This is a genomic window from Streptomyces sp. NPDC102441 (genome assembly GCF_044765585.1).
GTDB lineage: Bacteria > Actinomycetota > Actinomycetes > Streptomycetales > Streptomycetaceae > Streptomyces.
The window spans coordinates 38,827-51,586 of sequence record NZ_JBIWKH010000002.1; the positions used below are offsets into that span (position 1 = coordinate 38,827).

General features: G+C 70.3%; 11 protein-coding genes. 7 read left to right on the top strand and 4 right to left on the bottom strand.

The genetic code is table 11. From position 1 onward, the window contains the following. Nucleotides 1-122: 122 nt before the first annotated feature. Nucleotides 123-1,421 carry a citrate synthase gene (locus ACIREO_RS03770; protein WP_404104558.1) on the top strand — a complete coding sequence of 433 codons (1,299 nt, stop codon included), beginning with the start codon at nucleotides 123-125 and terminating at the stop codon, nucleotides 1,419-1,421. Nucleotides 1,422-1,577: 156 nt separating this feature from the next. Here ACIREO_RS03770 and ACIREO_RS03775 read toward each other — a convergent pair whose 3' ends face one another. The 4 genes from ACIREO_RS03775 to ACIREO_RS03790 form a co-directional block, all read right to left on the bottom strand. After that, a complete protein-coding gene (locus tag ACIREO_RS03775) occupies nucleotides 1,578-2,480 on the bottom strand; it encodes an alpha/beta fold hydrolase (RefSeq protein WP_404104560.1) in 903 nt (300 codons plus the stop codon). 836 nt (nucleotides 2,481-3,316) lie between these two features. After that, nucleotides 3,317-3,622 (bottom strand): heavy-metal-associated domain-containing protein, encoded by a 306-nt coding sequence (locus tag ACIREO_RS03780; protein ID WP_404104563.1) that lies wholly within the window; start codon nucleotides 3,620-3,622, stop codon nucleotides 3,317-3,319. 274 nt (nucleotides 3,623-3,896) lie between these two features. Further along, complete coding sequence (locus ACIREO_RS03785) at nucleotides 3,897-4,088, bottom strand: helix-turn-helix transcriptional regulator (RefSeq protein ID WP_404104565.1); 192 nt, start codon at nucleotides 4,086-4,088, stop codon at nucleotides 3,897-3,899. A 168-nt stretch (nucleotides 4,089-4,256) separates the two neighbouring features. After that, nucleotides 4,257-5,183 carry a sugar phosphate isomerase/epimerase family protein gene (locus ACIREO_RS03790; protein ID WP_404104568.1) on the bottom strand — a complete coding sequence of 309 codons (927 nt, stop codon included), beginning with the start codon at nucleotides 5,181-5,183 and terminating at the stop codon, nucleotides 4,257-4,259. Nucleotides 5,184-5,352: 169 nt separating this feature from the next. Here ACIREO_RS03790 and iolC point away from each other — a divergent pair, with 169 nt between their 5' ends. The 6 genes from iolC to ACIREO_RS03820 all read left to right on the top strand — a co-directional run bounded on the left by iolC (nucleotide 5,353) and on the right by ACIREO_RS03820 (nucleotide 12,755). Next, on the top strand, nucleotides 5,353-6,381 hold the full coding sequence (gene iolC / locus ACIREO_RS03795; RefSeq protein ID WP_404104571.1) for a 5-dehydro-2-deoxygluconokinase: 1,029 nt from the start codon (nucleotides 5,353-5,355) through the stop codon (nucleotides 6,379-6,381). Then, entirely contained in the window at nucleotides 6,378-7,268 is an 891-nt protein-coding gene (locus ACIREO_RS03800) for a deoxyribose-phosphate aldolase (protein ID WP_404104574.1), read from the top strand. The genes iolC and ACIREO_RS03800 overlap by 4 nt, the downstream gene beginning before the upstream one ends. A 29-nt stretch (nucleotides 7,269-7,297) precedes the next feature. After that, nucleotides 7,298-8,179 carry a 5-deoxy-glucuronate isomerase gene (gene iolB, locus ACIREO_RS03805; protein ID WP_404104576.1) on the top strand — a complete coding sequence of 294 codons (882 nt, stop codon included), beginning with the start codon at nucleotides 7,298-7,300 and terminating at the stop codon, nucleotides 8,177-8,179. After that, nucleotides 8,176-10,092: a 3D-(3,5/4)-trihydroxycyclohexane-1,2-dione acylhydrolase (decyclizing) gene (gene iolD, locus ACIREO_RS03810; RefSeq protein ID WP_404104578.1), complete on the top strand. Its 1,917-nt coding sequence runs from the start codon at nucleotides 8,176-8,178 to the stop codon at nucleotides 10,090-10,092. Before iolB ends, iolD begins: the two co-directional genes overlap by 4 nt. Before the next feature lie 12 nt (nucleotides 10,093-10,104). Further along, nucleotides 10,105-11,604: a CoA-acylating methylmalonate-semialdehyde dehydrogenase gene (locus ACIREO_RS03815; protein ID WP_404104580.1), complete on the top strand. Its 1,500-nt coding sequence runs from the start codon at nucleotides 10,105-10,107 to the stop codon at nucleotides 11,602-11,604. 107 nt (nucleotides 11,605-11,711) lie between these two features. Further along, the gene (locus ACIREO_RS03820; protein ID WP_404104583.1) at nucleotides 11,712-12,755 is read left to right on the top strand and encodes an iron-siderophore ABC transporter substrate-binding protein; all 1,044 of its coding nucleotides are present in this window, start codon (nucleotides 11,712-11,714) and stop codon (nucleotides 12,753-12,755) included. Nucleotides 12,756-12,760: the final 5 nt, after the last annotated feature.

The window sequence follows — 12,760 nt, forward strand, 5'->3', positions numbered from 1 at the left end:
GCACTCAGTGCCGCCGGTAGGTCCAATGGACGACCCCGAGTGCACTCTCCTGCGCCAAATGGGGGAGGGTGGAGACAGTCAGGGCACCTCGAAGAAGAGGCACTACGTCGGTGAGGGATGACGTGAGCGAGCACACCAACAACGCTGTAGTACTGCGGTACGGCGATGACGAGTACACCTACCCGGTGATCGACAGCACCGTCGGCGACAAGGGCTTCGATATCGGGAAGCTCCGGGCCAATACGGGCCTGGTCACGCTGGACAGCGGATACGGCAACACAGCCGCCTATAAATCCGCCATCACGTATCTCGACGGCGAACAGGGCATCCTGCGGTACCGCGGTTACCCGATCGAGCAGCTCGCCGAGAGCTCGACGTTCCTTGAGGTCGCGTACACGCTGATCAACGGTGACCTTCCCAAGGTCGACGAGCTGTCGGCCTTCAAGGACGAGATCACCCAGCACACGCTGCTGCACGAGGACGTCAAGCGCTTCTTCGACGGCTTCCCGCGCGACGCCCACCCGATGGCCATGCTGTCCTCGGTCGTCAGCGCGCTGTCCACCTTCTACCAGGACAGCCACAACCCGTTCGACGAGGAGCAGCGTCACCTCTCGACGATCCGGCTGCTGGCCAAGCTCCCGACGATCGCGGCGTACGCGTACAAGAAGTCGATCGGTCATCCGTTCGTCTATCCGCGCAACGACCTCGGCTACGTCGAGAACTTCCTGCGCATGACCTTCTCCGTCCCGGCCCAGGAGTACGTGCCGGACCCGGTCGTCGTCTCGGCGCTCGAGAAGCTGCTCATCCTGCACGCGGACCACGAGCAGAACTGTTCGACCTCCACCGTGCGCCTGGTCGGCTCCTCGCAGGCGAACATGTTCGCCTCGATCTCCGCCGGCATCTCGGCCCTGTGGGGCCCGCTGCACGGTGGCGCCAACCAGTCGGTGCTGGAGATGCTCGAGGGCATCCAGGCCAACGGTGGCGACGTCGACTCCTTCATCCAGAAGGTGAAGAACAAGGAGGACGGCGTTCGCCTGATGGGCTTCGGCCACCGGGTGTACAAGTCCTTCGACCCGCGCGCCAAGATCATCAAGGCTGCCGCCCACGACGTGCTGTCGTCGCTCGGCAAGTCCGACGAGCTGCTCGACATCGCGCTCAAGCTGGAGGAGCACGCGCTCTCCGACGACTACTTCGTCTCGCGCAACCTCTACCCCAACGTGGACTTCTACACGGGCCTGATCTACCGCGCCATGGGCTTCCCGACCGAGATGTTCACCGTGCTGTTCGCGATCGGCCGGCTGCCCGGCTGGATCGCCCAGTGGCACGAGATGATCAAGGAGCCGGGATCCCGCATCGGTCGCCCGCGCCAGATCTACACCGGCGAGGTCCTGCGCGACTTCGTCCCGGTCGAGGGCCGCTGACGCCCGACAACTCGCCGGTTCCGCCTCGCCGGAGCCGCGATGTACCGGGCCTCTGATGCCCACTGCCTTCGCCCCGTGCCGCGCTCGCTCACCGAGCGCGGTGTACGGGGCGATTCGGCGTTCGGGGGGCCGACGGCCCGGGGGAGGGGCGGCCGGTCAGCCCGCGGCCTGGGTGGTGACGCGCTGGATGGCCTTGACTGCGAGGTCGGCCCGGTCGACGTAGATCTCGTGGCCGCTCTTCGCGGCGGTGCTGAGCCCGGCGCCGGTGGAGACCCCGAGCCACTGCTTCTGGCCGGCGGACCACACCTGCTCCAGGCCGCCCCCGTACGTCGGCACCTCGCCGAGGTAGCGGACGCCGTGCTGGATGACCTCCACCGGGATGTCTCCGGCGGAGCGGACCTCCGCGTCGGGGTTCACGAGCATCTCCGGGTTCTGTCCCTCGTTCACCGCGAGGGTCCCCGCCCGCAGTTCGGCGCCCTGGCCGGTGGCCGACTCGGGAATCACCTTCGCGATGTCTGCGTTCGTGGTCGGCGATGTGGCGTCCATCAGGACCAGGCCCTTGACCTTGCCCTGGTGGTCGGGGGCGTACCGTGCGGCGAGCAGCCCGCCCAGGGAGTGTCCGGCCAGGACGACGGGGCCGTCGGCGGCGACCTGGCCGAGCACGCCGGTGAGGACCTTTCCGCTGTCGGCGACGGTCTGCGGGCCCGTCGGCTTGTCGCTCGCACCCTGGCCGAGGCGGTCGAAGGAGCAGACCCGGTCCTTCGCGCTCAAGGTCTTCTGGAGGTCGGCCATCTTGGCCAGGCTGTCACCGAGGCCGGCCATCAGAACGACGACGGGCCTCCCCGCCACCGCCTCGCCGGAGCAGGAGACGTTCACCGAACGGCCCTCGACGCGGATCTTCTTCGTCCCGGAGAACGCGGGCTTGTCGGTCCCGGCCGCGGATGCGGCGGACGAGGGCTGCGACCCGTCCTCGGTGGGCTCCTCGCACGCCACAAGTCCTGCGCCGAGCGCGGCGCAGCACAGTGCGGCCAGGGCGGTCATCGTGATCTTGCGGGCCATGGTGTCCTCCGAGCGGGGAAAGGGTGGGGAATCGGCGAGGCCGGTCGGTGGAGCGGACTGTCGTCCCTGCTCCGCCGGTGTTCCGCCGTTGCCCGGAACGCTACGGATTCCGTCGCACGTGATCGTCACCTCGCGGTGGACACCTGGCCGTCCCCCACGTGGGGGACACGGCCGCCGACGCCCCCCGGCCAGGAACGCGAGAAGCGCCCCGTCTGCCGATCCCCCCACGGGTCGACGGACGGGGCGCTTCCCATATCCCGGAGCGGATTCCCCCCACGGGATCCGGCCGGGCGTCTGCGCGGGAGCCTGAACTCCCTTGTTATCCGGTGGTGCGTATTCAGTTCGGTCCTGCTGTGCGGCCGCCGGGGTACGTACGCACGGGAGGGCCGCTCAAAGCTCCCCGGTGCACGTGCCCCGGCCAACGCCTGCCCGGAGCGTCCCCCAAGACACTCCGTGGAACGTCCCCCAAGACATCCCTGGCATCGCACTCTTAGACTCACCAACCCATCAGATGGTTACCCTCGAATCGGTGTGATCTAAGTCTCTTTGTGGAAATCATGTGAAGGAGCACAACCCCAGGCCGTTCCGTCGCGATGTGGGCCGGTGAGGGTGTTGTCGCCGCACCCGCGATCATGGCGCTGAGCAGCCTGAACGCTGTGTGCGGCAGTGCGGTCACGCTGTGGCCGCAAGCCCGGGAGGGATTGCTTCTGATGGTCCACAGGGTACGCCTCGGCGGGTGGTCAGCGGCAGGGGCCACCTTGAGATCTTCATGAACCGGCGTGAGGGGACCGGTGCGCGGCCCCCGTCGATCGCGGCGCCGGTCCGGAGGGGTCGCTTCAGGCGCGGCCGACGAGCTCGTAGCCCGCTTCGTCGACGGCCGCGTGTACGGCCTCGTCGGTCAGGGGTGCCGCGGACGCGACGGTCACCCGGCCGGTGGCGGCCTCGGCCTGCACCGAGGTGACTCCCTCGATCCCGGAGATCTCCTCGGACACCGCTCCCTCGCAGTGACCGCAGGTCATCCCCTTGACCTCGTACACCGTGGTGACGCCGCCCGCCTGGACGTCTGCCGCCCCGTCGTTGCAGGAGCCGGTGGACGAGCAGCAGGAGCCGGCGGTCCGGGGTGTGTCGGTCTCGGCGGTCATGACGTTCTCCTCTTCGCAGGTACGGATCGAGTGTGCCGGATGTGACGCGAGGGGTGCCAGTGAATCCCCGTGCGCCTGTCCGTACACCCAACTATACCCCTAGGGGGTATTTTCGCGTCCTGGCGTCTCCATCGGGCGTGTCATCCTCCAGGGCGCCCGACCGGTCACACTCGTGCTGCTGGTCAGGAGACGGGCGGCGTGCGCCGGACCACGGGAGGCGGGGCCGATCACCGAACCGGCGAAGGGGGTCTGAGCGGTCCGGATCCGCCCGGGCTCATCGGCCCCGGTTGCTTGGCCGGGACGCGATCCACGCGAGGACGGTCTCCACGTACCAGTAGGGCTTCCCGTGCCGGACGTCGTCGGGAGGCGGAAGAAGCCCGTGCTTGCGATAGGAACGGATCGTGTCCGGCTGGACCCGGATGTGCGCCGCAATGTCCTTGTACGACCAGAGTGTTCGGTCCGTCATGCATGACACCTCTCTGTACGTCCGTGCGCCTCTGTCCGGTGAACGAGAGGGGCCTGGGCCGGGCAGGGGGAGTCGCGAGCCCGTGACACAGGCCTAGCTGAACGCGGACATACGTGACAGAGAGGTGACTGCTGCGGCAGGAGGGGGCCGTGGGGCTGAGGGGGCGAGTCAGGAGGACGGCCGCGCGGGCCCGCAGACGCGCAGGAACTCCCGGGTGCGGCGAGCGATGGGCAGAGGCTTGTCCGGCGGGCAGGGATACATGTCCTGCTCGACGATGGCGAACAGGTCGGTGTCCAGGGCGCGCGCGGCGTCCAGCACGGGCTCCAGGGCGGGCACTCCGCCCGGTGGTTCGCACATCACGCCGCGCGCCACGGCCGGACCGAACGGCACCTCGTTCGCCACGACGTCGGCGAGCACTGCCGGGTCGACCTGCTTGAGATGCAGATAGCCGATCCGCTCTCCGTAGGTCCTGATGAGCTTCACGCTGTCCCCGCCGCAGTACGCGTAGTGGCCCGTGTCGAGGCAGAGGGAGACCAGGCCGGGGTCGGTGGCCTCGAGGAAGCGGTTGACGTTCTCCTCGCTGTCGATGTGCGTGTCCGCGTGCGGGTGCACCACGATCCGCAGCCCGTAGCGGTCCCGGACCTCACGGGCCAGGCGTTCCGTCTGGGTGGTGAGGTCGCGCCACTGCGCAGGGGTGAGTGTGCGGTCCTCCAGCACCTCGCCCGTCTTGTCGTCCCGCCAGAACGACGGGATGACCACCAGATGTTCGGCCCCCATCGCCCGGGTGAGCGCCGCGATGTCCGCGACATGCTCCCAGGTCCGGTCCCAGACCGCCGGGCCATGGTGCAATCCGGTGAAGACGGTGCCCGCGGAGACGGCGAGATTCCGGCGGGCGGTCTCGTCCGCGAGACGGGCGGGATCGGTCGGCAGATAGCCGTAGGGGCCGAGCTCGATCCACTCGTAGCCCGCTTCGGTGACCTCGTCGAGGAATCGCTCCCAGGGCACCTGCTGCGGATCGTCGGGGAACCACACTCCCCACGAATCGGGTGCCGAACCGATGCGGATGCGGGCCGGAGAGGGTACGGAGGAGGTCATATCGCCCACCCTCCAGCCCTCGGGAAAGAGTGTCAAGAGTTCGTCCGAATGTCCGGACAAAGTGTTGACAGGGTTCCGGGCGAGGGCTAGACCTGGGAGCGGCCGCCCGGCCGTGGACGACTCCCGGGACGATGCGCCGGGCCGGAGCACCGGGTTCGAAGGGATGCGTATGCCTGAGCCGTACGACGTGATCACCATGGGGCGGATCGGGGTGGACATCTACCCGCTGCAGACCGGTGTACCGCTGGCCCGGGTCGAGACCTTCGGGAAGTTCCTCGGCGGCTCGCCGTCCAACGTGGCGGTCGCGGCCGCCCGGCTGGGGCGGCGCACGGCTGTGATCACCCGGACGGGACAGGACCCGTTCGGCGACTATCTCCATCAGGCGCTGGGGGAGTTCGGGGTGGACGACCGGTGGGTGAGCGCCGTGGCGGAGTATCCGACCCCCGTCACCTTCTGCGAGATCTTCCCGCCCGACCACTTCCCGCTCTACTTCTACCGGCAGCCCAAGGCCCCCGACCTGGAGATCCGGGGCGAGGAGCTCGACCTGGACGCGGTACGCGCCGCCCGGGTCTTCTGGATGACCGGCACCGGACTCTGCGCGGAGCCCAGCCGCACCGCCACCCTCACCGCGCTCCGCGCCCGGGGCACGGCGGACGCGTCCGGGCCTCCGCGCTTCACCGTCTTCGACCTCGACTGGCGCCCCATGTTCTGGGGCGAGGAGAAGAACGGGAGCGACGTAGCCGCCCGCGCCCACTACCGCGAGGCGCTCGCCCACGCCACGGTCGCCGTCGGCAACCTCGACGAGTGCGAGATCGCCACCGGAGAACGCGAACCGTACGCGGCCGCCCGTGCGCTGCTCGCCGCCGGCCCCGAACTCGCTGTCGTCAAACAGGGACCGGCCGGCGTCCTCGCCGTCCACCGCGACGGCACCACCGCCGAGATCCCGCCCCTCCCCGTGGACGTCGTCAACGGCCTGGGCGCCGGTGACGCCTTCGGCGGCGCCCTCTGCCACGGCCTTCTCTCCGGCTGGGACACCGCACACGTCATGCGCTACGCCAACGCGGCCGGGGCCATCGTCGCCTCCCGCCTCGCCTGCTCGTCCGCGATGCCGTTCCCGCACGAGGTCGAACAGGCCCTCACCGACGGCGCGGTGGACGCGGAGACGGGAGCCGCGGCACCCTCGGAGGCCACCCCGTGACCCCGCCCGCCGCAGCAGGCGTCGTCGATCTCGTCCGGCTCCGCGCCCACCGCCCCGAAGCCGTCGCCGAGGCCGCCGCCGCGCGCCGCAGACGCCCCCTCGTCGGCCCCACCGGACGCCTGATGATCATCGCGGCGGACCACCCGGCCCGCGGGGCCCTCGCGGTCGGCGACGACGACCTGGCCATGGCCGACCGCTTCGACCTGCTGGAACGCCTCTCCCTGGCCCTCGCCCGGCCCGGCGTCGACGGGGTGCTCGCGGGCGCGGACGTCCTGGAGGACCTGCTGCTGCTCGGCGCCCTGGAGGACAAGGTCGTCCTCGGTTCCATGAACCGCGGCGGACTCGCGGGAGCCGCCTTCGAACTCGACGACCGGTTCACCGGCCACCGGCCCGCCGATCTCTCCCGCCACGGCTACGACGCGGGCAAGCTCCTGCTGAGGATCGACCACGACGACCCGGGCTCCCTGGACACCCTGCACACCGCCGCGCGCACCGTGGACGAGATGGCCGCCCTCCGGCTGCCGGTCTTCATCGAACCGTTCCTCTGCCACCGCACCCCCGCCGGACTCCGCACCGACCTGGGCGCCACCGCCGTCACCACCTCCATCGCCATCGCCTCGGGCCTGGGCGGGACGTCCGCGTACACCTGGCTCAAGGTCCCCGTCACCGACGATCCCGAAGACATGGAGCGGGTGATGCGGGCCTCGACGCTCCCCGCCGTCCTGCTCGGCGGCGAGGTCACGGGCGACCCCGACACGGCGTACGAGAAATGGCGCGGCGCGCTGCGGCTGCCGACCGTCCAGGGGCTGGTGGTCGGGCGTTCGCTGCTCTACCCCGCCGACGGCGACGTGGCGGAGGCGGTCGACACGGCCGTAGGACTTCTGTGAACGAGCCGGACGACGGGTAGGGATCAGGCATGACGACGACCGACGAGCACAGGCACCACCTCAGGGCCGGGCAGGCCGCACGCGGCCCCTACGCCCTTGACATCGACCCGGAGCGCGCCGGGTGGGAGCGGTCGAGCCTGCGCGTCCTGGAGCTCGGACCAGGTGGTGTTCATACCCTCGTAACCGGCGGGAGTGAATGGATCATCCTGCCGTTGTCCGGCGGCTGTACGGTGCAGACGGCAGATGAGACCTTTGAACTGCTGGGCAGAGAAGACGTGTTCAGCGCCGCGACCGACTTCGCGTATGTCCCACGCGACGCCCGCGCCCAGATCGCCTCCGGCGCAGGAGGCCGCTTCGCCCTGGCAGGAGCGAAGTGCGAGCGACGACTCCCCGCTCGCTACGGCCCCGCGCCGGAGGTACCGGTCGAGCTCCGCGGTGCCGGCTCCTGCTCACGCCAGGTGAACAACTTCGCCGCCGCCGACACGTTCGACTGCGACCGGCTCATCGCCGTCGAGGTCCTCACCCCCGGCGGCAACTGGTCCTCGTACCCCCCGCACAAGCACGACGAGCACCACCCCGGCACCGAGTCCGTGCTCGAGGAGATCTACTACTTCGAGGTCGAGGGCGACGGCCTCGGCTACCACCGGGTCTCCCCGTCCCGCCCCGGAGGCACCGACGTACTCGCCGAGGTCGCCACGGGTGACGCCGTCCTCATCCCCGACGGCTGGCACGGCCCGTCCATCGCCCCGCCCGGCCGCACCCTGTACTACCTGAACGTGATGGCCGGCCCGGGCGAGCAGCGCGAGTGGCTGATCAGCGACCACCCGGACCACCGCTGGATCCGCGACACCTGGCCCACGCAGCCCGTCGACCCACGGCTGCCGCTCACCGAAGCGGAGGCCTCCCGGTGACCACACCACGTTCCACGCCCCGCGGCGCCCCGGAGCCCACCCGCAGGCTCACCACCGCCCAGGCCCTCATCGCCTTCCTCGCCCGCCAGTACACCGAGCGCGACGGCCGGCGCCACCGCCTGATCAACGCCACCTGGGGCATCTTCGGCCACGGCAACGTCGCGGGCATCGGGCAGGCACTCGTGGAGTCCGGCCCCGCTATGCCGTATCTCCAGGGCCGCAGCGAACAGGCCATGGTGCACGCCGCCGTCGGCTACGCCCGCCAGTCCGGCCGGCTCTCCGCCCACGCCGTCACCACCTCCATCGGCCCCGGCGCCACCAACCTCGTCACCGGCGCCGCGCTCGCCACCGTCAACCACCTGCCCGTGCTGCTCCTGCCCGGCGACACCTTCGCGACCCGCCCCGCCGACCCCGTGCTCCAGCAGCTCGAAGTGCCCCACTCGGGCGACGTATCGGTCAACGACTGTCTGCGGCCCGTCTCCCGTTACTTCGACCGGATCACCCGCCCCGAGGCCCTGATCCCGGCCGCCCTGCAGGCCATGCGGACCCTCGCCGACCCGGCGGAGACAGGCGCCGTCACGCTCGCGCTGCCGCAGGACGTGCAGGCGGAGGCGTACGACTGGCCGGCGGAGTTCTTCGCGACGCGCGTCTGGAACGTACGAAGGCCCGCCCCCGATCCGTACGAGCTCGAACAGGCCGTCCGGGCGGTGCGCACCGCCCGCCGCCCCCTGATCGTCGCGGGTGGCGGCGTCCACCACAGCGGAGCAGAGGAGACCCTCGCCGCGTTCGCCGCAGCGACCCGCATCCCCGTCGCCTCCACCCAGGCCGGCAAGGGATCCCTGCGCCACGACCACCCCGCCGACGTCGGCGGCATCGGCCACACCGGCACCGCCACGGCCGACGCGCTCGCCCGCGAGGCCGATCTCGTGATCGGTGTCGGCACCCGCTACACCGACTTCACGACCGCCTCCGGCACCCTCTTCGCCGACCCGGCCGTCCGCTTCCTCAACCTGAACATCACCGGCTTCGACGCCCACAAGCTCGCCGCCCTGCCCCTCGTCGGTGACGCCCGCACCGCGATCGAAGCCCTCAGCGAGGCCCTCGCCGCACGCGGACATCACGTCGACCCCGCCTACGAGAGCGAGTACACCGACGCCAAGGACCGCTGGGAGCGGCGCGTCGACGCGGCCTTCGCCACCGGCGACCCGGACGCCCGCCCGACCCAGGCACAGGTCCTCGGGCTGCTGGACGAGCTGGTCACCGAGGACGACATCCTGATCAACGCGGCGGGTTCCCTCCCAGGCGACCTCCACAAGCTGTGGCGGACCCGCTCCCCGCACCAGTACCACGTCGAATACGGCTACTCCTGCATGGGATACGAGATCCCCGCCGCCCTCGGGGTCCAGCTCGCGGCACCCGGCCGGCCGGTCTGGGCGCTCGTCGGCGACGGCACGTATCTGATGAACCCCACCGAGATCGTCACCGCCGTGCAGGAGTGCCTGCCCGTCAAGCTCGTCATCCTCCAGAACCACGGGTACGCCTCCATCGGCGGCCTCTCCGAGTCCGTGGGCGCCGAACGCTTCGGCACCGCCTACCGGCACCGCACCGAGGAGGGGGCGTTCACCGGCGCCCCGCTGCCCGTCGACCTCGCCGCCAACGCGGCCTCCCTCGGCATGGACGTACTGCGCGCCGGGTCGGTGGCGGAGCTGCGCCGGGCGCTCGCCGAGGCGCGCGGCGCGGACCGTCCCACTTGTGTCTACGTCGAGACCGGAACGGCAGACACAGTGTCGGGGCCGCCCCCGGCACAGGCGTGGTGGGATGTTCCGGTAGCCGAAACCGCGACCCGTCCGTCGGCGGTCGAGGCCAGGAAAGAGTACGACCGGCAGATCGCAGCCCGACGCCGCCACCTGTGAAGGAGCACGCTCATGAAGACCGTCAACCACTGGATCGGTGGCAAGAGCGTCGAGGGCACGTCGGGCAATTACGGTCCGGTCACCGACCCGGCGACCGGCGCCGTCACGACGCAGGTGGCGCTCGCCTCCACCGAGGAGGTCGACGCCGCCGTCTCCGCCGCGAGGACCGCGTACGCGACGTGGGGCACCTCCTCGCTGTCCGCCCGTACCGCCGTCCTCTTCCGCTACCGGGCCCTGCTGGACTCCCACCGCGACGAGATCGCCGCGCTGATCACCGCCGAGCACGGCAAGGTGCACTCCGACGCGCTGGGCGAGGTCGCCCGTGGCCTGGAGATCGTCGAGCTGGCCTGCGGCATCACCACCCAGCTCAAGGGCGAGCTGTCGACGCAGGTCTCCAGCCGGGTCGACGTCTCCTCGATCCGGCAGCCGCTCGGTGTCGTCGCGGGCATCACGCCGTTCAACTTCCCGGCCATGGTGCCGATGTGGATGTTCCCCCTGGCGATCGCGTGCGGGAACACCTTCGTCCTCAAGCCCAGCGAGAAGGACCCGTCGGCCGCCAACCTCCTTGCTGAGCTGGCCGCCGAGGCGGGGCTGCCCGACGGTGTGCTGAACGTCCTGCACGGTGACAAGGTCGCCGTGGACGGGCTCCTCGCCCACCCCGGCGTCTCCGCCGTCTCCTTCGTCGGCTCCACCCCCATCGCCCGGTACGTCCACGCCACCGCCTCCGCCAACGGCAAGCGCGTCCAGGCGCTCGGCGGCGCGAAGAACCACATGCTGGTCCTCCCGGACGCCGACCTGGACGCCGCGGCCGACGCCGCCGTCTCGGCCGCGTACGGCTCCGCGGGCGAGCGCTGCATGGCCATCTCCGCGGTCGTCGCCGTGAACTCCGTCGCGGACGAGCTGGTCGCGAAGATCCGCGAGCGCGCCGAGAAGATCAAGATCGGCCCCGGCGCGGACCCCACCTCCGAGATGGGCCCGCTGATCACCGCCGCCCACCGCGACAAGGTCGCCTCCTACGTCACGGGGGCCGCCGCGCAGGGCGCCGACGTCGTCCTCGACGGCACCGGGCACACGGTCGAGGGCTTCGAGGACGGCCACTGGATCGGCCTGTCCCTCCTGGACAAAGTCTCCACGGACTCCGACGCCTACCGCGACGAGATCTTCGGCCCCGTCCTGTGCGTCCTGCGCGTCGAAACGTACGAGGACGGCGTCGCCCTCATGAACGCCTCGCCCTTCGGTAACGGCACCGCGATCTTCACCCGTGACGGCGGTGCGGCCCGCCGCTTCCAGCTGGAGATCGAGGCGGGCATGGTCGGCGTCAACGTCCCGATCCCGGTGCCCGTCGGCTACCACTCCTTCGGCGGCTGGAAGGACTCCCTCTTCGGCGACCACCACATCTACGGCAACGACGGCGTGCACTTCTACACCCGCGGCAAGGTCGTCACCACGCGCTGGCCCGACCCGGCCGACGCCCCGGCGGGCGTGGACCTGGGCTTTCCCCGTAACCACTGAGGCCGCTGCCCGACGAGCGCGGGGCATTACGGAGGGGGTGGCCGGAAGCCACCCCCATCTCTCACTTAGGGTGGCCTTACTGCCTTTCACTTGACGAGGGAATACCGATGCCCGGACCGACCCGCCTGTCCCGTTCCGTCCTTGCCGTCACTGCCGCCGCCCTGGCGCTGGCCCTCACCAGCTGCTCGTCCGGCACGGACAGCGGCGAGGGGAAGAGCAAGGACTCCGCGAAGAGCGCCGGCGCGTTCCCCGTCTCGATCAAGAGCACGCTCGGCACCGCCGAGATCACCGAGAAGCCCGAACGCATCGTCACCCTGGGCCAGGGGTCGGCGGAGACCGCGATAGCCCTCGGGCAGACGCCGGTCGGCATGGAGAGCTACGAGTGGGGCAGCGACAAGACCGGCTACCTCCCGTGGATCCACGAGGCCGTCGAGAAGTCGGGCGACAAGCTCCCCAAGCAGTTCACGGGCGGTGAGGAGATCGACTTCGAGGCCATCATGGAGCTGGAACCGGACGTCATCCTCGCCCCGTGGTCGGGCGTCACACAGAAGCAGTACGACGTCCTCAAGGACATCGCACCCACGGTCGCCTACCCCGATCAGGCGTGGAGCACGGACTGGGACCAGCAGATCGACATCATCGGCAAGGCCCTCGGCCGGACCGACGACGCCGAGGGTCTCAAGGACACGATCGAGAAGCAGCTCGCCGACGCGGCAGCCACCCGGCCGGACTACAAGAACGTCACGTTCTCGTACATCTACACCACCGGCCCCGGCACCCTGGGCGTCTTCAAGCCCGAGGAGCAGCGCGTCAAGATGGTCTCCTCGCTCGGGCTGACCGTCGACCCGGTGGTGAACTCCTTCAAGGAGACGGAGGGCACCGACTCCGCGCTCATCGGGCTGGAGAACGCCGGGAAGCTCAAGGACAGCGACCTGGTCTTCACCTTCTACAGCGACGACAAGACCCGCAAGGAGATCGAGGCGCAGCCGCTGTACTCGGGGATCCCCGCGGTCAAGAAGGGCGCGGTCATCGCGAGCAGCGACAACTCCTTCGTCACCGCGTCCTCCATCATCAACCCGCTGACCGTTCCCTGGACGATCGAGCGCTACCTGCCGATCATCGACAAGGCCGTCGAAGCCGCCGGCAAGTAGACGCG

Bases quoted from the DNA above. Each gene is read 5' to 3' on its own strand.
- ACIREO_RS03775 (WP_404104560.1), bottom strand. From the start codon at position 2,480: ATGGCCCGCAAGATCACGATGACCGCCCTGGCCGCACTGTGCTGCGCC.
- ACIREO_RS03780 (WP_404104563.1), bottom strand. From the start codon at position 3,622: ATGACCGCCGAGACCGACACACCCCGGACCGCCGGCTCCTGCTGCTCG.
- ACIREO_RS03785 (WP_404104565.1), bottom strand. From the start codon at position 4,088: ATGACGGACCGAACACTCTGGTCGTACAAGGACATTGCGGCGCACATC.
- ACIREO_RS03790 (WP_404104568.1), bottom strand. From the start codon at position 5,183: ATGACCTCCTCCGTACCCTCTCCGGCCCGCATCCGCATCGGTTCGGCA.
- iolC (WP_404104571.1), top strand. From the start codon at position 5,353: ATGCCTGAGCCGTACGACGTGATCACCATGGGGCGGATCGGGGTGGAC.
- iolB (WP_404104576.1), top strand. From the start codon at position 7,298: ATGACGACGACCGACGAGCACAGGCACCACCTCAGGGCCGGGCAGGCC.
- ACIREO_RS03815 (WP_404104580.1), top strand. From the start codon at position 10,105: ATGAAGACCGTCAACCACTGGATCGGTGGCAAGAGCGTCGAGGGCACG.
- ACIREO_RS03820 (WP_404104583.1), top strand. From the start codon at position 11,712: ATGCCCGGACCGACCCGCCTGTCCCGTTCCGTCCTTGCCGTCACTGCC.